The 20,734-nt window shown below is 69.8% G+C and carries 20 protein-coding genes; 17 read left to right on the forward strand and 3 right to left on the reverse strand.

What is annotated here, in order from left to right:
- Positions 1 to 178: 178 nt before the first annotated feature.
- The 10 genes from AC07DO_RS17990 (at position 179) to AC07DO_RS18035 (ending at position 8,081) form a co-directional block, all read left to right on the forward strand.
- Positions 179 to 1,060, forward strand: a complete 882-nt coding sequence (locus AC07DO_RS17990; RefSeq protein ID WP_479060647.1) for an STAS domain-containing protein — start codon at positions 179 to 181, stop codon at positions 1,058 to 1,060.
- Positions 1,057 to 1,464: an STAS domain-containing protein gene (locus AC07DO_RS17995; protein WP_479060649.1), complete on the forward strand. Its 408-nt coding sequence runs from the start codon at positions 1,057 to 1,059 to the stop codon at positions 1,462 to 1,464. The genes AC07DO_RS17990 and AC07DO_RS17995 overlap by 4 nt, the downstream gene beginning before the upstream one ends.
- On the forward strand, positions 1,448 to 1,927 hold the full coding sequence (locus AC07DO_RS18000) for an anti-sigma regulatory factor (RefSeq protein ID WP_479060651.1): 480 nt from the start codon (positions 1,448 to 1,450) through the stop codon (positions 1,925 to 1,927). The genes AC07DO_RS17995 and AC07DO_RS18000 overlap by 17 nt, the downstream gene beginning before the upstream one ends.
- On the forward strand, positions 1,924 to 2,934 hold the full coding sequence (locus tag AC07DO_RS18005) for a SpoIIE family protein phosphatase (protein WP_479060653.1): 1,011 nt from the start codon (positions 1,924 to 1,926) through the stop codon (positions 2,932 to 2,934). The genes AC07DO_RS18000 and AC07DO_RS18005 overlap by 4 nt, the downstream gene beginning before the upstream one ends.
- Entirely contained in the window at positions 2,931 to 4,235 is a 1,305-nt protein-coding gene (locus AC07DO_RS18010; RefSeq protein ID WP_479060655.1) for a PP2C family protein-serine/threonine phosphatase, read from the forward strand. The genes AC07DO_RS18005 and AC07DO_RS18010 overlap by 4 nt, the downstream gene beginning before the upstream one ends.
- Positions 4,236 to 4,307: 72 nt before the next feature.
- Positions 4,308 to 4,751, forward strand: coding sequence for a DUF6278 family protein (locus AC07DO_RS18015; protein ID WP_479060656.1), 444 nt, complete (start codon positions 4,308 to 4,310; stop codon positions 4,749 to 4,751).
- 114 nt (positions 4,752 to 4,865) lie between these two features.
- On the forward strand, positions 4,866 to 5,609 hold the full coding sequence (locus tag AC07DO_RS18020; RefSeq protein ID WP_385935045.1) for an amino acid ABC transporter ATP-binding protein: 744 nt from the start codon (positions 4,866 to 4,868) through the stop codon (positions 5,607 to 5,609).
- A 19-nt stretch (positions 5,610 to 5,628) separates the two neighbouring features.
- Positions 5,629 to 6,561 carry a glutamate ABC transporter substrate-binding protein gene (locus tag AC07DO_RS18025; protein WP_479060657.1) on the forward strand — a complete coding sequence of 311 codons (933 nt, stop codon included), beginning with the start codon at positions 5,629 to 5,631 and terminating at the stop codon, positions 6,559 to 6,561.
- A gap of 9 nt (positions 6,562 to 6,570) precedes the next feature.
- Entirely contained in the window at positions 6,571 to 7,215 is a 645-nt protein-coding gene (locus tag AC07DO_RS18030; protein WP_479060658.1) for an amino acid ABC transporter permease, read from the forward strand.
- The gene (locus tag AC07DO_RS18035) at positions 7,212 to 8,081 is read left to right on the forward strand and encodes an amino acid ABC transporter permease (protein ID WP_479060659.1); all 870 of its coding nucleotides are present in this window, start codon (positions 7,212 to 7,214) and stop codon (positions 8,079 to 8,081) included. The genes AC07DO_RS18030 and AC07DO_RS18035 overlap by 4 nt, the downstream gene beginning before the upstream one ends.
- A gap of 38 nt (positions 8,082 to 8,119) precedes the next feature.
- On the opposite strand, the gene AC07DO_RS18040 is transcribed toward AC07DO_RS18035, so the two are convergent.
- The 3 genes from AC07DO_RS18040 to AC07DO_RS18050 all read right to left on the reverse strand — a co-directional run bounded on the left by AC07DO_RS18040 (position 8,120) and on the right by AC07DO_RS18050 (position 11,912).
- Complete coding sequence (locus AC07DO_RS18040) at positions 8,120 to 9,721, reverse strand: alpha/beta fold hydrolase (protein WP_479060660.1); 1,602 nt, start codon at positions 9,719 to 9,721, stop codon at positions 8,120 to 8,122.
- Positions 9,722 to 9,837: 116 nt separating this feature from the next.
- Complete coding sequence (locus AC07DO_RS18045; protein WP_479060662.1) at positions 9,838 to 11,022, reverse strand: L,D-transpeptidase; 1,185 nt, start codon at positions 11,020 to 11,022, stop codon at positions 9,838 to 9,840.
- A gap of 134 nt (positions 11,023 to 11,156) precedes the next feature.
- On the reverse strand, positions 11,157 to 11,912 hold the full coding sequence (locus tag AC07DO_RS18050; RefSeq protein ID WP_479060664.1) for a hypothetical protein: 756 nt from the start codon (positions 11,910 to 11,912) through the stop codon (positions 11,157 to 11,159).
- A gap of 104 nt (positions 11,913 to 12,016) precedes the next feature.
- On the opposite strand from AC07DO_RS18050, the gene ggt reads away from it, so the two are divergent.
- The 7 genes from ggt (at position 12,017) to AC07DO_RS18085 (ending at position 20,688) form a co-directional block, all read left to right on the forward strand.
- On the forward strand, positions 12,017 to 13,852 hold the full coding sequence (gene ggt, locus AC07DO_RS18055) for a gamma-glutamyltransferase (protein WP_479060666.1): 1,836 nt from the start codon (positions 12,017 to 12,019) through the stop codon (positions 13,850 to 13,852).
- Positions 13,853 to 13,987: 135 nt separating this feature from the next.
- A complete protein-coding gene (locus AC07DO_RS18060; protein ID WP_479060668.1) occupies positions 13,988 to 14,239 on the forward strand; it encodes a helix-turn-helix domain-containing protein in 252 nt (83 codons plus the stop codon).
- 204 nt (positions 14,240 to 14,443) lie between these two features.
- Positions 14,444 to 15,688 (forward strand): hypothetical protein, encoded by a 1,245-nt coding sequence (locus AC07DO_RS18065; protein WP_479060670.1) that lies wholly within the window; start codon positions 14,444 to 14,446, stop codon positions 15,686 to 15,688.
- Positions 15,689 to 15,882: 194 nt separating this feature from the next.
- Positions 15,883 to 16,725, forward strand: coding sequence for a nitrilase-related carbon-nitrogen hydrolase (locus AC07DO_RS18070; protein WP_479060671.1), 843 nt, complete (start codon positions 15,883 to 15,885; stop codon positions 16,723 to 16,725).
- Positions 16,722 to 18,005: an aspartate aminotransferase family protein gene (locus tag AC07DO_RS18075; protein ID WP_479060672.1), complete on the forward strand. Its 1,284-nt coding sequence runs from the start codon at positions 16,722 to 16,724 to the stop codon at positions 18,003 to 18,005. Before AC07DO_RS18070 ends, AC07DO_RS18075 begins: the two co-directional genes overlap by 4 nt.
- Positions 18,006 to 18,090: 85 nt before the next feature.
- Positions 18,091 to 19,482: a dihydropyrimidinase gene (gene hydA / locus AC07DO_RS18080; protein WP_479060673.1), complete on the forward strand. Its 1,392-nt coding sequence runs from the start codon at positions 18,091 to 18,093 to the stop codon at positions 19,480 to 19,482.
- A gap of 297 nt (positions 19,483 to 19,779) precedes the next feature.
- Entirely contained in the window at positions 19,780 to 20,688 is a 909-nt protein-coding gene (locus AC07DO_RS18085; RefSeq protein WP_479060674.1) for an aromatic prenyltransferase, read from the forward strand.
- Positions 20,689 to 20,734 lie beyond the last annotated feature (46 nt).

A 20,734-nucleotide genomic window follows, 5' to 3' on the forward strand; every position in this document is an offset into this window, starting at 1 on the left:
ACGAGGTCCGGTCGGAGGCGGAGGCGTGCCGTAACGGTTCGCCCGATCACGTGAGTTTACTCCTGGCGCATCCAGGTACTCGCGTACGTCCAGCAGTGACGTACCCGACTTCCGCCTTCGAAGATCGCATCCCTCGGCTAACATTTGCCGTGCGACAACAATTGCTAAGGTGGATGGAATGAACTCCAGTGAGTCCGAAGCCCGGTTGCGCGTCAGCGCCGCCCTGCGCGAGCAGGGCGAGAAGGTGGCCGACCGTTGGGTGGAGCTCCAGTCGGAACAGGCGGTCCTGGAGACCGGCGTCACAGAGGCGGAGCTGAACGAAGAAGCCGACTCCTTGGTCGAAGCGCTGCTCGCCGGCCTGGAGACCGACCTGCCGGTGCAGGACGTGGTGGCTTCCCACCCCCAGCTGCGCCAGTGCGTCACCGACCTGTCGCTGCGCCGCGCCAGAGGCGGAGCCACGCCCACGGCGACCTCGCAGGCCGTACTGACGCTCAAGGAAGCGTTGTTGGAGGCGGTCCAGCACGAGACGCGGGACGTGACCGCGCTGTACCACGCCGCGCTCTTCATCAACCGCCTGCTCGACACCGCGGGCGCCATGTCCTTCGACATCTACGTGGACGGGCGCGAGGAGATCATCCGGCGGCAGAGCCGTCAGCTCCTCGAGGTGTCCACCCCGGTGGTGCGCCTGTGGGACCACGTGCTCGCCGTACCGCTGATCGGGACGCTCGACACGACCCGTACGCAGGTCGTGATGGAGAACTTGCTGGAGGCGATCGAGCGGGACGAGGCGCAGGTCGCGATCATCGACATCACCGGTGTGCCCACCGTGGACACCGCCGTGGCGCACCACCTGATGCAGACGGTCAACGCGGTGCGGCTGATGGGCGCCGACTGTGTGATCAGCGGCATCCGCCCGCCGATCGCCCAGATCATCGCGCAGCTCGGCATCGACCTGTCGGCCATCCTGACGCGTTCGACGCTGGCCGACGCGCTCGCCGCCGCCATCCCGCTGCTCACGGACCAGCCGACGCAGCGGGCCTCTCTCGCGGATGCGCGGTGAGCGGCGATTTGAGCGGCGTTCCGATCCTGCGTCTCGGCGATGTGCTGGTCACCGGCCTCCTCAACGAACTCGACGACAAGGCGGCCATCGCCGTCACCGAGGAGCTGACCGAGCGCATCGTCGCCGACCGTGCGCGCGCGATCCTGATCGACATCTCACGGCTGGAGATCATCGATTCGTTCGTGGCCCGCACGCTGATGGAACTGACGACCACGGCCCGGCTGCTGGGAGCCCGGGTGATCGTGGCCGGCATGCGGCCGGCCGTCGCCATCACCCTGGTGGAACTCGGCCTGGAACTGTCCGGTGTGGAGACGACCCTCAACGCGGAGCAGGGCATGATCGCGTTGGGCTGGCAGCCCGCTCCTCGACCCCCAAAGGGGGCCCGCGTTGTCCCTCTACGGTGATCTCGACAAGGCGACCACCCTGCCCACCCCGATGCGCTCCGGCAGCACCCCGGAGGACGACGTCCGTACCGTCCACGCCATCCGCTCGGAGGAGGACCTCCTCGCCGTGCGGCACGCCGTGCGGGACGCGACGCAGCGCGCCGGCTTCGGGCTCGTGGACCAGACGCGCGTCGTCACCGCCGCCAGTGAACTGGCCCGCAACGCCTACGTGCACGGCGGGGGCGGCACCCTGGCCCTGCAGACCGTCGGGCAGGGCGACCGGCGCGGGCTCCGGCTCGAGGTGAGCGACCAGGGGCCGGGCATCGCCGACCTCGACCAGGCGTTCACCGACGGATACACGACCGGCGCCGGACTGGGGCACGGCCTGGGCGGCGCCCGCCGTCTCATGCACGAGTTCCACGTGGACACGTCGCCGGGCCTCGGCACCACCATCACGGCCCTGCGCTGGAACGAACGACGATGAACACCGGCTCGACCGTACGCACTCTGCACATCGCCATAGACCATCCGAGCGCCGTGCAGAGCGCGGCCGACCAGGCCCGCTCGCTCGCGACCGCCTGCGATATGCCGGGCGCGCTGCCCGACCAGGCGGCGGTCCTCGCGAGCGAGCTGGCCAGCAACATCATCAAGCACGCGCGCAACGGCTCCCTGTTCGTCCAGCGCTCGCCCCTCGTGGGCGGCATGGACGTCATCGCCGTCGACAGCGGACCCGGCATACGCGACATCGGACTGAGCCTCAGGGACGGGTACAGCACCACCAAGACGATGGGAGCCGGCCTGGGCGCCGCACGCCGCATCGCCACCGACTTCGCCATCCGCTCCACCAAGGAACTCGGCACGCTCGCCCACGCCCGCATCGCCCCGCCCGGCGCCGCACGGTCCGCGGGTGACACCGGAGCGCTGTGCCTGCCCGCCGACGGGGAGGACGCGAGCGGCGACGGATACGCCGTCGCCGAACAGGACGGCATACGCACCGCGTTGGTCGTCGACGGCCTCGGCCACGGGCCCGAGGCGGCCGCGGCGACCCAGCGGGCCGAGCGCACGTTCCTCGCCCACCCCCACGCCCCGCTGGCCGAGATCATGACCGCGCTGCACAGAGCACTGCGACACACCCGCGGCGCCGCGGTCGCCGTCCTCCGCGCCGCCCCCGGACGCGCCGAATACTGTGGTGTGGGCAACATCCGTGCCGTGACGCTGACCTCCGAAGGCGTCAACCACCAGCTCACCGGGCAGGCGGGCATCGTCGGATACACCCTGCCCACCCCGAGGAGCCGGTTCGTGGACCTGACCCCGCACACCAGTGTCGTCCTGCACACCGACGGCATCGACCACCGGTGGGCCTACGCCGCCACGGCCGCGCGCCTCACCCTGCCCCCGGCACTCATCGCGGCCTCGCTGGTCCACACGCACCGACGTCGCCGCGACGATGCCACCGTCCTCGCTCTTGGCCCCCACCTGGGAATGAGATGACCCGCGAAACCGTCCGTACGCTCGCGGCGCTGCGGCACACCGTACGAAGCATCGCCCTCGGACACCGCCTGCCCGCCGACGAGCGGGCCCGTCTGGTCCAGTCCCTCAGCGAAGTCGCCGCCCCCGTCCTCGGCGGCGGCCGCCCCGTCACCCTGCTGAGCGGGCGCGGCACCGACGAGGACGGCGAACGCCGGCTGACCCTCGCCCTGCGCCTGCCCCACCAGGCCTCCGGCACGGAGCCGGTGGTGGACCCCCTGCCGCACGGCGCGCAGGCGCGGCCCGACGGGACGGTCGTGTGGAACCTGCCGCTGCCCGACGGACAGTCCACGAGCCGCCCCGCGGCCCTGCGCGCGGCCGCGGTGCGGCACGACGACGCCGACGTCGCGCTCCTGGAGGAGGAGCTCCGCGCGGCGCTGGCCCGCGCCGACGCGCTCGCCGACGAGCACCGCAGGCTCAAGGACGAACTGGCCGAGACCAACAGCGGGGTCCTGGCCCTCTACGTACAGCTCGAAGAGCGCGACGAGCAGCTGCGCACGGCGCACGGACGCACCCTGCGCGCCCTGGAGGACGCCCTGCGTCCCAGGCCCCTGCACGTCGCGGGCCTCGAACTCGCGGTGCACTACGCGCCTGCCAGCGACGAGGCCCCGACCGGCGGGGACCTGTACGACTGGTTCACCCTCCCGGACGGCACCGTCCACATCACCGTCGTCGACGCGCTCGGGCACGGCATCGCCAGTACGCGCACCGCGCTGACCGTCACCCACGCGGTGCGCACCCTCGCGCTCGAAGGCCACCCGCTGGAGAGCATCGTGGCCCGCACCGACAGCATCCTGGCGCCCTTCGACCAGAGCGTCATGGCGACCCTGCAGCTGGCCCGCCTCAACCCGGCCGACGGCCGCCTCGACCTGGCCAACGGCAGCCACCCGCCGGCCCTCCTCGCCCACGGTGACGGCACCGCGACGTATCTGGAGGTGCGCGGGCGCGGCGTCGGCTTCCCCCTGCCCGGCAGCGAACGCGTCCTGTCCACGCGGCTCGGGCCCGACGACGTGCTGCTGCTCTACACCGACGGCCTCACCGAGAGCCGCAGGGACCCGTGCGAGGGTGAGGCCAGGCTCAAGGACTCGCTGTGCCGCCACCGTGCCGAGCCGACCGAGCGCATCCCGGGGCTGGTGGCCGAAGAGCTGGTCAGCGAGGTGCTCCATCAGGACGACACCCTCGCGATCGCCGTGCGGCGCACGGGACCGACGCCCCTGTTGAAGGAGGACCCGGAGCCTCCGTCGTCTCCGTCGCCTCCGGAGTAGGGTGATTCGCCCGATTCCGTGATCAACTGATGCAAGAGACATTCTTGGAAAAGGGACACGGAGAGGTCGATCATGAACATCCCGTTCCTCGACAAGTGGCGCAGGCGGCACCCCGTGACGGGCCGGGCCCAGGGGCTCGCGGCCGTGTTCGAAGAAGACCCGGACGGCGTGGCCGCCCTGCTGTCCGAGTGTGAACTGCTGCGGTCCCAGGCCAGTGGCGCGGGTCTCGAACTCGACGACTCACCGGCGTCGTTGGCCGCCCTCGACCAGCTCCTGCCGCGCTGGCGCGACGACCCCGAGCTGCTGCCGTGGCTCGGCAACGACGCGGGTCTCTATCTGGGCACCGTGGTGGTGCGGACGGTGCCGGGCGCGACCTGGCACGTGTGGCCCGGCGGCAGTCCCGTCGTACGACTGAAGACCGGGCGGGACATCCAGGTGGTCGAGGCGGGACTCGACTGGGCGGTGCACGGCGCTCCCGAGCTGTCGCAGGTCTACGGCGAGGCGTCGGAAACGTAACCCGAATTGCCTCAAATACGGTTAATGCCCATAAGTGCGTGTCGTCCAGTAAGTCCCGTTTCGACGTGGATAGTTTGCGCGGACGAACACAGCTGAGAGTGGGCAGGTCTTGCCATGGCCGTCGATCCTTTGATCGAGCTGCGTGATGTGAACAAGTACTACGGAGAGCTGCATGTCCTCCAGGACATCGACCTCACCGTCGGCAAGGGGGAGGTGGTCGTGGTCATCGGCCCTTCGGGGTCGGGCAAGTCGACGCTGTGCCGGACGATCAACCGGCTCGAGACCATCCAGTCCGGAGAGATCAGACTCGACGGGCGGCCGCTGCCCGACGAGGGGAAGGCGCTCGCGAGGCTCCGTGCCGAGGTCGGCATGGTCTTCCAGTCCTTCAACCTCTTCGCGCACAAGACGGTCCTCCAGAACGTCTCCCTCGCGCAGATCAAGGTGCGGGGCCGCAAGAAGGACGAGGCGGAGAAGCGTTCCCGCGAACTCCTGGAACGCGTGGGCCTCTCCGCGCACGCCGAGAAGTACCCGGCGCAGCTCTCCGGCGGCCAGCAGCAGCGCGTGGCCATCGCCCGCGCGCTCGCCATGGACCCCAAAGCGCTCCTCTTCGACGAGCCGACCTCGGCCCTCGACCCCGAGATGATCAACGAGGTCCTCGAAGTCATGCAGCAGCTCGCGCGGGAGGGGATGACGATGGTCGTCGTCACCCACGAGATGGGCTTCGCCCGCTCCGCGGCCAACCGGGTCGTCTTCATGGCCGACGGCCGCATCGTCGAGGACAGGACCCCCGAGGACTTCTTCACCCGCCCGGAGAGCGAGCGCGCCAAGGACTTCCTCTCCAAGATCCTCAAGCACTGACGGGGGAGGGGACGTGCTCGTGAAACGACACACCACGCGCGACACCGCGCGTACGACGCGCCTGCTCGCGGCGCTCGTGCTCGCCGCCTGCGCCGCCGCCGCGTGCGGCAAGGAGGGCAGCCCGCCCACCAAGGGCCCCTCCGCGGAGGAGCTGCCGAAGTACCGGATCGCCACCGGCTTCCGGCTGCCCGAGTCGGGGACCTGGAAGAAGGCGAAGAGCCGCGGCCGCTTCGTGGTCGGCGCCAAGGAGGACCAGCCCTACCTCGGCGAGAAGGACCCGGCGAGCGGCGCCTACTCGGGCTTCGACATCGAGATCGCCAAGATGATCTCGGCCTCGCTCGGCCTCGACCCGAAGAAGATCGAGTACAAGACCATCGCGTCGGCCAACCGCGAAACCGCCCTGCAGAACGGGCAGATCGATTTCTACGTCGGCACCTACACCATCAACGACAACCGCAAGAAGCTCGTCGGGTTCGGCGGCCCCTACTACATGGCGGGCCAGGGCCTGCTGGTCCGCACCGACGAGAAGGACATCAAGGGCCCCGGGGACCTGGCAGGCAAACGCGTCTGCTCGGCCGCCGGATCCACGCCGTACCAGCGGATCCAGAAGGACTACCCGAAGGCCACCCTCGTCGCCTACGACACGTACTCGATCTGTGTCGACAACCTGCTGACCTATCAGGTCGACGCCGTCACCACCGACGACGCGATCCTGATCGGCTACGCGGCGAAGGCGCCCGACGAGCTCAAGGTGGTCGGCAAGCCGTTCTCCGAGGAGCCGTACGGCGTCGGGGTTCCCCGGGGCGACAACGCCCTGCGGTTCGCCGTCGACGACGCCCTCGCCGCCCGCGAGAAGGACGGCGACTGGAAGAAGGCCTACGACGCCACCCTCGGCCTCTCCGGGGTCCCGGCGCCGAAGCCGCCCGCCATCGACCGCTACCCGGCGAACTGAGGAGGCGTCGTGGACGTACTGACAGACAACTTCTCCACGTTCGGCAGGGGATTCCTCGGCACCGTCGAACTCACCGTCTACGCCTCGCTCCTGGCCCTCGCGCTCGGCTTCGTCATGGCGTCGTTCCGCGTGGCACCCGTCGGGTCCTTCCGGGCCTTCGGCACGGTATGGGTGACGGTCCTGCGCAACACCCCGCTCACCCTGCTCTTCTTCGCGGTGCTGCTCGGACTGCCGCGCTTCGGCCTCGTGCTGCCCTTCAAGGTGTTCGCCGTGCTCGCCCTCGGCTGCTACACCTCCGCCTTCATCTGCGAGGCGCTCAGGTCGGGCATCAACACCGTGCCCAAGGGGCAGGGCGAGGCGGCGAGGAGCCTCGGCATGAGCTTCGGCCAGACCCTGTCGATGGTCGTGCTGCCGCAGGCCTTCCGGTCCGTCATCGCGCCGGTCGGCTCCAACCTCATCGCGCTCGCCAAGAACTCGGCGATCGCGGGCGCGTTCAGCGTCACCGAGCTGCTCGGCTCGTACAAGACGCTCAGCGAGCTGGGCTACAACATCATCTGGACCTTCGTCTGGATCGCCCTCGGCTACCTCATCATCACCCTCGCCATCAGCGCGATCTTCAATGTCCTCGAAAAGCGCTGGGGAGTCGCCCGATGAAAGCCCTCTCCCACGATTCGACCGCCCTCTACGACATCCCGGGCCCGAAGACCGTGCGCCGGCACAGGCTGTACGGCATCATCTCCACCCTGATCGTGCTGGCACTCGTCGGGTGGATCCTTTATCTGCTCTTCGACACCGACCAGTTCACGGCCACGAAGTGGACGCCCTTCGAGTACAAGGGCATCCAGGAACTGCTCCTGCGGGGCCTCGGCAACACGCTCAAGGCCTTCGCCATCTCCGCGGTCTTCGCGCTCGCGCTCGGCGGACTGCTCGCCATGGGGCGGCTCTCCGACCACCGCCCCGTGCGCTGGCTCGCCACGCTCGTCGTGGAGTTCTTCCGCGCCATGCCGGTGCTTGTGATGATCTTCTTCGTCTTCGTCGCGCTGAAGGTCCAGCCGCTGCCCGCACTGGTCGCCGGACTCACGCTCTACAACGGCTCCGTACTCGCCGAGGTCTTCCGATCCGGCGTCAACTCCGTCGAGAGGGGACAGCGGGAGGCGGCCTACGCGCTCGGAATGCGCAAGACACAGGTCATGGGACACGTCCTCGTACCGCAGGCCGTGCGGGCCATGTTGCCCGCCATCATCAGCCAGTTGGTGGTGGCCCTCAAGGACACCTCGCTCGGATATCTGATCACCTACGAGGAGTTCCTCCATGCCGGGAAACTCATCGCTTCGAACCTCGACTACGATTTGCCCTTCATCCCCGTTGTCATGGTGATCTCACCGATCTACATCGGGATGTGCATGTTGCTGTCGTGGTTCGCCCAGTGGGTGTCGAAGCGGCAGCGGCGCAGTCCCAAGACCGAGGCCGCGGACGTGGCCCCGGCGGAACCAGGGACGCTGCTGCCAGGTACGCAGTAGCCAACAGGGCCAACGCCCAACCCGGCAGCAGCCGGAGATCACTGCTCGCGCAGGGGGACGGACACGTACGACGGGTCCGACTCCGGCGAGGAGAAGGTCAGCTGCGCGCCGGACGGGTTGTGCTCGATGTAGAGCGGGTCGACCGTGTCGACGACCAGGGCGAGCCTGTGCCCTGCCGGTACGTCGTAGGCCGTGGAGAACAGCTCCAGGTCCGCGCCGAACGGCTTGCCGGGCGTCTTGCCGTGGAACGTGTACGGCGCGTTGCTGACCAGCTTGCCGAGGCCGAGCGGGCCCACGTCGTAGAGGTATGCGACGAGGGTGCCGCTCTCCTTGGTGCTGGTGAGCGTCGTGTGCAGCTTCGCGGTCCCGCGCACCCGCTGGGCGGACGCGTACCTCTCCGACTGCCAGACGCCCGTGTAGCGGCGCGGGAGCAGCGGCACCGATGCCGTCGGCGGGATCTTGAGGAACTGGTCGAGGGCGTTCGACAGGATGGCTATGCCGCCGTTGGCGCCCGAGTCGACGTTCGTGCGGATCGTGGTGGTGCCCGCCATGTCGATCTTCTCGCGGGTGGGGCCGACCGACTTCCAGTCCGGGTAGCCCTCGTAACCGCCGTCCGAACGGGACTTGAGCTGGACCGGCTTTTCCTTGTCGATGCCGTTGTCCGCGCCCTTGAGGTAGTGGTCGAACCACCGCTGGGTGGAGGTCCAGGTGTCGTTGGGCAGGCCGAGCAGGCCGGTCGCCTCGGCCGTCGCGTGGTCGCCCGGGCGGAACTCCAGGCGCTTGGGGCCGGTCAGGCGCTCGTAGAACTCGGCGTACTGGTTGGGCGGGAAGAGCGTGTCGCCCCAGGCGTTGCCGAGCATGATGGCCGCGCCGTTCTCGTTGATCTGATCGAGGTGGGTCACGGGGGAGCGCTTCGCGCCCCACGCGATCATCTCGTCCTCCTTGTCCAGGTCGGACCCGAGGAAGTCCTTGAGGGTCTGCTGGAGTTCGGCGCTCGGGCGGCCCGTGAGCGCGCCCGCGCCGCCGAGCAGGGCGGCGGCCTGCGCGTGCTGGGTGCGTCCGCTGTAGATCGAGTCGATGAGGTCGGCCCAGCCGCTCAGGGCGGCCACGGCCTTGATCCGCTTGTCGTGCCCGGCGGCGAGCAGGCTGATGCCCGCGCCGTAGGAGACGCCCGCCATGCCGACCTTGTCAGGGTCGGCGGGGGTGTTCGCCAGGGTCCAGTCGATGACCTTGGAGGCGTCCGCGATGTCCTTCGGGCCGGCCGTCTCGATCTCCCCGCCGGACTGCCAGAAGCCGCGGGAGTTGTAACTGACCACGACGTAGCCGGAGTTCGCGAGCTTCTGGGCCTGGGCGACGTACTCGATCTGGGGCATGGCCCAGCTGGTGGGCAGCACGATCGAGGGGTATCTCGTGCCGGGCCTCGCGTCCTTCGGGGTGAAGACGTTGGCCTTGAGGACCGTGCCCCCGTCGCCGGGGATGTCGACGAAGCGGACGTCCGCGGCGCTGGTGGCCCGCGGCCCGGCGGCCGGTGCCGCCTGCGCCGTCGGGGCCAGGCCGAAGGCGGCGCCGGCGACGAGGGTCGCCGAGACGGCGCCCACGGTGGTCGTGCGCAGGACGCGGTGCGGGTGCGGATGGCTCACGGGTCACTTCCTCACTCGTTGAAAGTGCAAAGTGACCCGACGGTAACCGCGAACCCTTACCGGGGGTAACCCGTCGGTAAGTTACACCCCGGTAACGATCGTTGAAGCGTACACGCTTACTTCAGCGCGCTCTTCGCCTGCCAGTCGGACCAGGAGATGTTCCACTCGCCGTAGCCGTTGCCCGGGTCCGGGACGCCCTTGGAGCCGCTGCCGGTGACCTCGAAGGGGTCGCCTATCTGGGCCTGGCCGTAGAGCCATCCCGCGTCGCCGTCGCTCATGCCGACGCAGCCCGAGCTGTGGTTCGTGTTGCCGAAGTACGAGGCGTTCCAGGGGGCCGCGTGCGCGTACATGCCCGACCAGGTCAGGCGCATCGAGTAGTCGACCATCTTGTCGTAGGAGTCGCCGAGGCCGACGGTCTCGGAGCGCATGTTGATCGTGCCCTCCTTCGACATCAGGACGGAGGTGCCGCCCCAGGAGGCCTTGTCGCCGCCCGGCGTGCCGGCCGACATCGGCAGCGACTTCACGGTCTTGCCGTCGCGCGTGAGCGTCGCCGTCTTGCTGTCCAGGTTCACCTTGACGACCTGGCTCCTGCCGATGGTGAAGTTCGTCGCGTAGTCCCGTACGAACCAGTCGTCGCCGCCCGAGTCGATGCCGTTGAGCTGTGCGTCCAGCTTCACCTTCGTGCCGGACTTCCAGTACTCCTTGGGCCGCCAGTCGACGCGGTCCTTGCCGTCGTAGTTCTTGATCCAGCCCCAGGAGCCCTCGGTGTCGTTCGAGGTCGTCACCTTCAGGTGCTTCTCGACCTCGGCCTTGTTCCGCACCGGGTTGTCGAAGGTGATCGACAGGGGCTGGGCGATGCCGACCGTGGTGTTCTTGCCCGGGGCGAGGGTCACCTTGTTGACCTTCTCGGGCGCGGCCGTCCTGAACGACGACTTCGCGCTGCCGCCCTCGGCGGTGGTCGCCTCCACCTTGTAGGCGGTGCCGGGCGCCGCCTTGCGCTCCGATGTCCAGGTGGTGCCGTTCGCCGACACCTTGCCGGGCAGGGCGGCCCCCTTGTCGTCGGCGACCGTGACCTTCTTCAGCTTGCCGTCGGCGAGGCTGACCCGCACGGGCTTGCCCGCCTCGGCCTGCGGGCCTGAGAGGTTCACCTTGATCTGCGGCTTCTCGGCGGCCTCGGCGGAGGACGACTCGCCGCCGCCCGAGCAGGCGGTCAGGGCGGCGGTGAGCACCGCAAGGCCCGCGGCCGCCGCATGGCGGGTGCGAAGCGGGCGTCGGCGGCTCGTGGAGCTCTGGGGGGTCAAGGAACGTACCTCCGTGCGAATGTGGAACTGCACGGAGAGAGCCCTGAAGGCGCCTTCAGGTTGCCCGATGTGCGGAAATTGCCTGCTAGGTCACAGAAGAGCCCCGAGGGTATCGGCGCACGGTGAGCGCGGAGTCACTTGGCGCGATGGGAGGTGCGGACCGACGGTGTGGGGATCGGGGTCTGGGCGGCACGTGTCACATCCGCGACGAGCTCGACGACGTCGGGTCCGTACGCCTGCGAATTGACGACCTTCAGAAGCAGGACGAAGGAGTTGTTGCCGTGCTTGCGGGCGAGCTTCTCGTGGTGGCGTGCCAGATAGCGGGTGGCCGCCTGGCTGGTGACGGCGCGCTGGCCGCAGAAGAGGAAGACGGGTCTCGCCTCCTGGCCCTGGCCGGCGGTGAGGCGGGCGAGGATCACGTACTCGGTGAGGCCGGCCTCGAGGCGGTAGCGCTCGCTGCCGATCTGGAAGGCTCCGCGGTCGGGCACGGGATCCGGCTCCGAGTTCACACGGACGCCGGGCAGCAGGGAGTGCATGTGCGCGGCCATGCGGCGGTTCGCCACCGGGTTGCCCACGCAGAACTCCGTGCGCTCGCCGAAGCCCTGCTGGGGCGCGTCGTGCGCCACGACCTGGGCGTGCGCACCGCACTCCTTGATCACGGCGGACAGCTCGATGAGCGCGAAGACGTCCTGGCGCACCACGGTCGGCTCGGGGCCGCCCGCGTCACGGTTCACCACGAGCAGCGACTCGGAGTTGTCGGGCAGCCCGAAGAAGGCCTGCCTGCGGCGGAGCCTGCGCTTCCACAGGTAGCCGCGGGCGAGCCAGCCAAGGACGGCACTGACGCCGACCGCGATCAGGCCGAGGACGAGGTTGCGCACGTCTTCAGTCATGGGGGCGCATGCTAGCGGGCCGCCGGACCCGTGTTCGAAGAGGTCCTGACGCGACGGGCGCCGCGAAGTTACGCTGCGCAGACGCTTGTTGACTGGAGGTACGAATGCGTCGCGCTGTCGTACGGAATCTGACGCTATTGGCGGTCGGAGGGGTATTGGTATCGGTCGGTGCGGCCGCGCCCGCTTCGCCTACGCGCTCAGCGGAACCGGCTTCGCCCACGAGCCCGGCGGAACCGGCCGCACCGGCGAAGACGCCGGTCGCCGTCGGCCACGGCGGCGCCGTCGCCAGCGTCGACCCCGACGCCTCGGCGGCCGGCATCGAGGTCCTCAGGAAGGGCGGCAACGCCGTGGACGCGGCCGTCGCCACCGCCGCCGCGCTCGGCGTCACCGAGCCGTACTCGGCCGGCGTCGGCGGCGGCGGATACTTCGTCCACTACAACGCGAAGATCCACAAGGTCAGCACCATCGACGGCCGCGAGACCGCCCCGCGCACCGCCGACTCCGGCCTCTTCCTGGAGAACGGCAAGCCGATCCCCTTCGACCAGGCCGTCACCAGCGGCCTCGGCGTCGGCACCCCCGGCACGCCCGCCACCTGGCAGTCGGCGCTCGACGCCTGGGGCAGCCGAAGCCTGGGCGCCCTGCTGAAGCCCGCCGAGCGGCTCGCGCGCGACGGGTTCACCGTCGACCCGACCTTCCGCTCGCAGACCGAGTCGAACGAGAAGCGGTTCAGGGACTTCCCCGACACCGCGAAGCTCTTCCTGCCCGGCGGCAAGCTGCCCGTGGTCGGCTCGACGTTCAAGAACCCCGACCTGGCGCGCACCTATCAGGAGCTGGGCCGCAAGGGCGTCGGGGCGCTGTACCGGGGTGACCTCGCCAAGGACTTCGTACGGACGGTGAACAAGCCGCCGGTCGACCCGGCGGCCGACCGCGAGGTGCGGCCCGGCGACCTCTCCCTCAAGGACCTCAAGGCGTACGCGGTCAAGCGCCAGGCCCCCACGAAGACCTCGTACCGCGGACTCGACGTGTACTCCATGGCACCGTCCTCCTCCGGCGGCACGACCGTCGGCGAGGCGCTCAACATCCTGGAGCGCACCGACCTCTCCCAGGCGTCGAAGGCCACGTACCTGCACCGCTACATCGAGGCCAGCCGCATCGCGTTCGCCGACCGCGGGCGCTGGGTGGGCGACCCCGCCTTCGAGGACGTACCGACGAAGGAGCTCCTCTCGCAGCGGTTCGCCGACTCGCGGGAGTGCCTGATCAAGGACACGGCGGTGCTCAAGAGCCCGCTCGCGCCCGGCGACCCGCGCCGGCCCGAGGCGTGCGGCAAGGGTGACGCGGCGGCCCCGACGACGTACGAGGGCGAGAACACCACGCACCTCACGGCCGCCGACAAGTGGGGCAACGTCGTGGCGTACACCCTCACCATCGAGTCGACGGGCGGCAGCGGCATCACCGTCCCGGGCCGCGGCTTCCTGCTCAACAACGAGCTCACCGACTTCTCGTTCGCGCCCGCCGACCCTGCGGTGCACGACCCGAACCTGCCCGGGCCCGGCAAGCGGCCGCGCTCCTCGATCTCCCCGACGATCGTGCTGAAGCACGGCAAGCCGGTGGTGGCCCTCGGCTCGCCGGGCGGCGCGACCATCGTCACGACCGTCCTGCAGACCCTGACGGGCTTCGTCGACCGCGGCCTCCCGCTGGTCGACGCGATCGCCGCGCCGCGCGCGAGCCAGCGCAACGCCGCGCAGACCGAGCTCGAACCGGGCCTCTGGAACAGCCCGCTGAAGGGCTCGCTGGAGGCCATCGGGCACTCCTTCAAGCAGAACCCGGAGATCGGCGCGGCCACGGGCGTGCAGCGGCTGCCGGACGGCAAGTGGCTCGCGGCGGCGGAGAAGGTCCGCCGGGGCGGCGGCTCGGCGATGGTGGTGCGCCCCGAGAAGTGAGTGAGATCGGCGCCGGGGGCCGCACGGCGCGGCGGCCCCCGGCGCTCCAGCCGGGCGAGGGTGAGCGCGCGGACGGGGGCGGTGTACCGGTATTTGAATGCCGGTATACAAATGGGTTCAGGGTAGGGTGGGGGCATGGTTCGGACTCCTTTGACCCCGGAAGAGCGCGAGCGCGGCGAGCGTCTCGGGGTGCTCCTTCGTGAGGCCCGCGCGGAGCGGAGCATGGTTTCGGTCGCCGCGGAGGCGGGCCTCTCGGCGGAGACGCTGCGGAAGATCGAGACGGGGCGCGCGCCCACTCCCGCGCTGTTCACCGTGGCGGCGCTGGCGTCCGTGCTGGGCCTCTCGCTGGACGAGCTGGTGCTCCGGTGCGAACTGGTGGTGGCGTGAGCGCTGACGGGCGTGGTGCGAGTGGTGGCGGACGTGGTGCGGGAGGTGGCGGTTGCGGTCCGAGCGTCGACGGCTGCGGCCCGAGCGTCGGCGGCTGTGGCCTGAGTCATGCGTGCCGAAAACTGCATGTAGTCGTCCCGTAACACGTCTGGTGTTATCTTCCGGACCGGAAGACTCCAGGCTTCACGGGACGGTGCTGGTCACATGGCGGTGGGACAACTCCCGGTTCAGGTCAGGGAGTTCGCGAGATACCTGAGTGAGCTGCTGGGACGGCTCGACCAGTCGGCGGGCTGGTGCGGCGTGTTCTGGCAGCGCGACCCGGACGGCATGCGGGCCTGTCTGGAGGGCGCGGAGGTGCCGCCCTGGGACGTGGTGCAGGCGCTGCTCCACGACCTCGCGGCCGACCGCGGCATCGCGGAGGCCGAACGCGAGACCGACACGGCACGCATGCTGCACCGGGCCTCCGTCGCCGCGTACGACGCCCGGCCCGGCGGCCGCGAGCTCCTCGGCGACCGGCTCGACATGATGCTCACCGAGCAGCGGATCGCCCTGGAACGGCAGGCCGACCTGACGCGACAGCTGGGCACGGCCGCGGACCCCGACGACATCGACCGCATCAACCTGGACCTCGCCTGGGTCCGCGACGACCACGACCGCGCGACGGCCCGCTGCGCCGAGATCCAGGAGCGGATGGACCGCCTCGTCGACGCGGAACGCCCGTCGTGGGTCGACCTCGGGGCGGCGTCGGGCGACGGGTTCGGGGTGTTCCCGGCGGCGTCCACCGCCGAGGGCCGCAGCCCGGACCGGAACCCGGACCCGGGCTCGTTTCCGGACCCCGGCTCGTTTCCGGACGGCGGACCGCATGTACCCCGACAGGACTCCGCGCTCGCCGCGGAGGCCCTCTACGGCGCCCGGCCCGAGCCCGAACCCGAACCCGTGTCCGACGCCGTGCGGGAGCTCATCAAGCTGCGCGGCGAGGGCCGCAGCGGCGAGGCGCACGGCGTGCTCGTGGAGGCCGCCGGCTGGCCCGCGGACCGACTGCCCGGGCTGGCCGCCGAGCTGCACCGCGCGGGTCTCGCCGCCGACTGGGCGACGCTGCTGTGGGAAGCCGCGTCCCTGCCGCCGGACCGGCTCGTCGCCCTGGCCGACGCCCTGGCCGGCTCCGGCCGCGCCGACGACTGCAGGAAGCTGCTGCGGCAGGGCGTCGCGCGCCCGGCGCCGGAGATCGCCGAGGCGATCGTCGCGCTGCTCGACGCCGGCCGGGAGCGCGAGGCCCGCGCCCTGCTCGACTCCTACCTCCGCGTCCGCACCCCCGAGGACGTGGCCCGCTGCGCGCACACCGACCCGCACCGGCTCATACCCCTGCTCCTCGAGACGGCACGGGGGGTCTCCGAGGAGCACCACTGGGACCTGGTGCACGCCCTGCGCGTGGCCGGATTCAGCGCCTGACCGGGTCCTGCGCGCGTTTCGGCCGGGAGCGACCGTCGCCCGCACGGGTGCGAAACATGATCGTCTCCGCCGGTTGACGGCGATGGTCTTGCTCAGCCCCTCGGGGGAGGCATACGTTTTCCTGATCCACGCAGCAGATCTACGTGCGTAGAGGCTCTCTGACGTCCTCTCAAGGGCATACGAAGGAGCAGCTCATGGCCAACGTCGTACGCGCCGCACTGGTCCAGGCGACCTGGACAGGCGACACCGAATCCATGATCGCGAAGCACGAGGAACACGCCCGCGAGGCGGCCCGGCAGGGCGCGAAGGTGATCGGCTTCCAGGAAGTCTTCAACGCCCCCTACTTCTGCCAGGTCCAGGAGGCCGAGCACTACCGCTGGGCCGAGCCCGTGCCGGACGGCCCCACCGTCACCCGCATGAAGGAGCTCGCGCGCGAGACCGGCATGGTGATCGTCGTGCCCGTCTTCGAGGTCGAGCAGTCGGGCTTCTACTTCAACACCGCCGCCGTCATCGACGCCGACGGCAGCTACCTCGGCAAGTACCGCAAGCACCACATCCCCCAGGTCAAGGGGTTCTGGGAGAAGTACTACTTCAAGCCGGGGAACCTGGGCTGGCCCGTCTTCGACACCGCGGTCGGCAAGGTCGGCGTCTACATCTGCTACGACCGCCACTTCCCCGAGGGCTGGCGCCAGTTGGGCCTGAACGGCGCCCAGATCGTCTACAACCCCTCCGCCACATCCCGCGGCCTCTCCGCCTACCTCTGGCAGCTCGAACAGCCCGCGGCGGCCGTCGCCAACGAGTACTTCATCGCCGCGATCAACCGCGTCGGCCAGGAGGAGTACGGCGACAACGACTTCTACGGAACCTCGTACTTCGTCGACCCGCGCGGCCGGTTCGTCGGCGAACCCGCGAGCGACAAGGCGGAGGAACTCGTCGTCAGGGACCTCGACTTCGGCCTCATCGAGGAAGTACGCCAGCAGTGGGCGTTCTACCGCGACCGCCGCCCCGACGCCTACGAAGGGCTGGTGCAGCCGTGACCGAACTGTACGACCGCCACCGGGCCGTGCTGCCCGACTGGCTCGCGCTCTACTACGAGCGGCCCATGGAGCTCACCCACGGCGAGGGGCGCCACGTCTGGGGCGCCGACGGCAGGAAGTACCTCGACTTCTTCGGCGGCATTCTCACCACCATGACGGCCCACGCCCTGCCCGAGGTCACCAAGGCGGTGAGCGAGCAGGCCGGGCGGATCATCCACTCCTCGACGCTCTACCTCAACCGCCCGATGGTCGAACTGGCCGAGCGGATCGCGGCGTTGTCCGGCATCCCCGACGCCCGCGTCTTCTTCACCACCTCGGGCACGGAGGCCAACGACGCGGCCCTGCTGCTCGCCACCGCGCACCGCCGCTCCAACCAGATCCTGGCGATGCGCAACAGCTACCACGGCCGGTCCTTCACGACCGTCGGCATCACCGGCAACCAGTCGTGGTCGCCGACCAGCCTCTCACCGCTCCAGACCCTGTACGTCCACGGGGGCGTCCGCAGCCGTGGCCCGTACGCCGCCCTGAGCGACGCCGAGTTCACCGCCGCCTGCGTCGCCGACCTGCGCGACATGCTCGGGCAGGGCCGCGGGGGAGTGGCCGCGCTCATCGCCGAACCGGTCCAGGGAGTCGGCGGCTTCACCTCGCCGCCCGACGGGTTGTACGCCGCGTTCAAGGAAGTCCTGGACGAGCACGGCATCCTGTGGATCGCCGACGAGGTGCAGACCGGCTGGGGACGCACGGGCGACCACTTCTGGGGCTGGCAGGCCCACGCCGGGAACGGGCCGCCGGACATCCTCACCTTCGCCAAGGGCATCGGCAACGGCATGTCGGTCGGCGGCGTCGTGGCCCGCGCCGACGTCATGAACTCCCTCGACGCCAACTCCATCTCGACGTTCGGCGGCTCCCCGGTCACCATGGCGGCCGGCCTCGCCAACCTCGCGTACCTCCTGGAGCACGACCTTCAGGGCAACGCGCGGCGCGTCGGCGGGCTCCTCATCGAGCGGCTGCGCGCCATCTGCGCCCAGCTGCCCGTCGTGCGCGAGGTGCGCGGGCGCGGCCTGATGATCGGTATCGAGCTGGTCGAGCCCGACACGGGCGGGCCGAACCCGCAGGCGGCCGCCGCCGTCCTCGAAGCGGCCCGCGAGGGCGGACTGCTCATCGGCAAGGGCGGCGGGCACGACACCAGCGTGCTGCGCGTGGCGCCACCGCTCTCGCTGACCGTCGCGGAGGCGGAGGAGGGTGCCGCCATCCTCGAACGGGCGCTGCGCGGCGCCTAGTTCGGATCCGCGCAGTCCTCGTAGGTCCGCAGGTACCTGAAGGTCCGCAGAAGCTCGCAGGTCCGCAGGAAAGGGAGCGCACCACATGAGTACCCGCACTCTGATCACCGGCGGCCTGGTCATCACGGCCTCCGACGAACTGCCCGTCGACGTCCTGGTGGAGGACGGCCGCGTCGCCGCGCTCGCCACCCGCGACGGCCACGGCTGGACGGCCGACCACGTGATCGACGCGTCCGGGAAGTACGTCATCCCGGGCGGCGTCGACGCCCACACCCACATGGAGATGCCGTTCGGCGGCACCCTCGCCGCCGACACCTTCGAGACCGGCACCCGTGCCGCGGCCTGGGGCGGCACGACGACCATCATCGACTTCGCGATCCAGCCCAAGGGCGGCACGCTCGCGGAGGGCCTCGACACGTGGCACGAGAAGGCGGCCGGGCGGTGCGCGGTCGACTACGGCTTCCACATGATCATGTCCGACGTGAACGAGTCCTCGCTCAAGGAGATGGACACCCTCGTCTCCTCCGGAGTCACCTCGTTCAAGCTGTTCACCGCCTACCCCGGTGTCTTCTTCTCCGACGACGGACAGATCCTCCGGGCGATGCAGCGCGCGGGCGCGAACGGCGGCCTCGTGATGGCGCACGCGGAGAACGGCCTCGCCATCGACGTCCTGGTGGAGCAGGCGCTGGCACGCGGGGAACGGGATCCCCGCTACCACGGAGAGGTCCGCAAGGCGCTCCTCGAGGCCGAGGCGACGCACCGGGTCATCCGGCTCAGCCAGGTGGCGGGCGCCCCGCTGTACGTGGTGCACGTGTCGGCGCAGGAGGCCGTCGCCGAACTGACCCGGGCACGCGACGACGGGCTGCCCGTCTTCGGCGAGACGTGCCCGCAGTACCTGTTCCTGTCGACCGACAACCTCGCGGAGCCGGACTTCGAGGGCGCGAAGTACGTCTGCTCGACCCCGCTGCGCCCCAAGGAGCACCAGGCGGTCCTGTGGCGCGGGCTGCGCACGAACGACCTCCAGGTGGTCTCCACGGACCACTGCCCGTTCTGCTTCAAGGGGCAGAAGGAGATGGGCCGCGAGGACTTCTCGAAGATCCCGAACGGCATGCCGGGCGTCGAGAACCGCATGGACCTGCTGCACCAGGCCGTCGTCGACGGGCACATCAGCCGGCGCCGCTGGATCGAGGTCGCCTGCGCGACACCGGCCAGGATGTTCGGCCTGTACCCGAAGAAGGGCACGATCGCGCCGGGCGCCGACGCCGACATCGTCATCTACGACCCGCACGCCGAACAGATCATGTCGGCGCGCACCCACCACATGAACGTGGACTACTCGGCCTACGAGGGCAAGCGGGTGACGGGACGCGTGGAGACCGTGCTGTCCCGGGGCGTCCCCGTGATCGACCACCGCACGTACGCCGGGCGTGCGGGGCACGGGTCGTTCCTGGAGCGGGGGGTCTGCCAGTACGTGTGACCCGGGTCACTTTGGGGGCCCCTTGGCCCGAAGGTGCCGCCCGTGTCACTATTTCTGCGCGCCGACTCTGCCCAAAATCCGCCGTGAGGCCCTGAGTCGAGTGCCGTAGCCGCCGGTTCGTACAGGCGAGGCCGAGTCCTCTCTCGGCGCAGTACCGACTCCCTTTCACATCCCGTCGCGTGTGACGGTCCCCTCCCCCCTTGCCGCGCTTTTTCGCGGACCGCGGGGACCGACAACCCCACGTTGCGCCGCGGCCCCGGCGATCGACAGACGCCAAGATCGATAAGTGGAGGAATAATGTCAGAAACCACCGACTTGAAAGAGCTGTACTCGATCATCGAGAAAACGGCTCAGGTGGTGGATGTTACCGCTTCGCACGACAAGGTCTGGCCCATCCTGAATGCCTTCCAGGATGTTTTCGGTCGGGCTGTGATCTCTTTCCGGGCGGCGACGGGAAGAACCACGGACGAACTCGACTGCCGGTTCACGATGCTGCCGAAGGGCCTCGACCCCTACGCCCGCGCCCTGGAGCACGGCCTCACCCCGAAAACGGACCACCCGTCCGGCAGCCTGCTGAAGGAAGTCCACCAGAACCTCCCCATCGACAGCTGTGGCGTCGACTTCGGTGTCGTCGGCGGTTTCGCGAAGACCTGGTCCTTCCCCAGCGCGACCAACCTGCTGTCGATCGACCAGCTCGTCGAACTTCCTTCGATACCGGGCGCCGTGGCCGAGAATCGCGACTTCTTCAAGAAGTACGGCCTCGACGACATCGTGAGCACGGTCGGGATCGACTACAAGAACCGCACCACGAACCTGTACTTCGGGGCGGGCGGCGGGCGTGAGGTGCCGGCCGACTGCTTCGAGGCGCAGGGCGTCAGGGCGATCCTGGCCGAACTCGGACTGCCGGAGCCGAGCGAGGAGCTGCTGAACCTCGCCGAGCGGGCCTTCTCCATCTACACCACCATGAGCTGGGACTCCCCGAAGATCCAGCGGGTCAGTTACGCCGCCATGACGCCGGAGCCGTGCGGCCTCGCGGTCGCGATGACGCCGGTATTCGACCGGCTCCTCGAGAACGCCCCGTACAGCACGGAGGGCCACAACTTCGTCTACGGCATCGCGTCGACGCCCAAGGGTGAGTACCACAAGGTCGCTTCCTATTACCAGTGGCAGTCGACCGTGGAGGGACTGCTCCATTCAGAGTCCTGACACACATATAAAGAACCAGGGCTTGTGGAGAAGCAGCGAACTGCTT

The sequence above is a fragment of the Streptomyces sp. NPDC045678 genome (genome assembly GCF_056432085.1).

Bases quoted from the DNA above. Each gene is read 5' to 3' on its own strand.
- AC07DO_RS17990 (WP_479060647.1), top strand. From the start codon at position 179: ATGAACTCCAGTGAGTCCGAAGCCCGGTTGCGCGTCAGCGCCGCCCTG.
- AC07DO_RS18005 (WP_479060653.1), top strand. From the start codon at position 1,924: ATGAACACCGGCTCGACCGTACGCACTCTGCACATCGCCATAGACCAT.
- AC07DO_RS18010 (WP_479060655.1), top strand. From the start codon at position 2,931: ATGACCCGCGAAACCGTCCGTACGCTCGCGGCGCTGCGGCACACCGTA.
- AC07DO_RS18015 (WP_479060656.1), top strand. From the start codon at position 4,308: ATGAACATCCCGTTCCTCGACAAGTGGCGCAGGCGGCACCCCGTGACG.
- AC07DO_RS18020 (WP_385935045.1), top strand. From the start codon at position 4,866: ATGGCCGTCGATCCTTTGATCGAGCTGCGTGATGTGAACAAGTACTAC.
- AC07DO_RS18035 (WP_479060659.1), top strand. From the start codon at position 7,212: ATGAAAGCCCTCTCCCACGATTCGACCGCCCTCTACGACATCCCGGGC.
- AC07DO_RS18050 (WP_479060664.1), bottom strand. From the start codon at position 11,912: ATGACTGAAGACGTGCGCAACCTCGTCCTCGGCCTGATCGCGGTCGGC.
- ggt (WP_479060666.1), top strand. From the start codon at position 12,017: ATGCGTCGCGCTGTCGTACGGAATCTGACGCTATTGGCGGTCGGAGGG.
- AC07DO_RS18060 (WP_479060668.1), top strand. From the start codon at position 13,988: ATGGTTCGGACTCCTTTGACCCCGGAAGAGCGCGAGCGCGGCGAGCGT.
- AC07DO_RS18065 (WP_479060670.1), top strand. From the start codon at position 14,444: ATGGCGGTGGGACAACTCCCGGTTCAGGTCAGGGAGTTCGCGAGATAC.
- AC07DO_RS18070 (WP_479060671.1), top strand. From the start codon at position 15,883: ATGGCCAACGTCGTACGCGCCGCACTGGTCCAGGCGACCTGGACAGGC.
- hydA (WP_479060673.1), top strand. From the start codon at position 18,091: ATGAGTACCCGCACTCTGATCACCGGCGGCCTGGTCATCACGGCCTCC.
- AC07DO_RS18085 (WP_479060674.1), top strand. From the start codon at position 19,780: ATGTCAGAAACCACCGACTTGAAAGAGCTGTACTCGATCATCGAGAAA.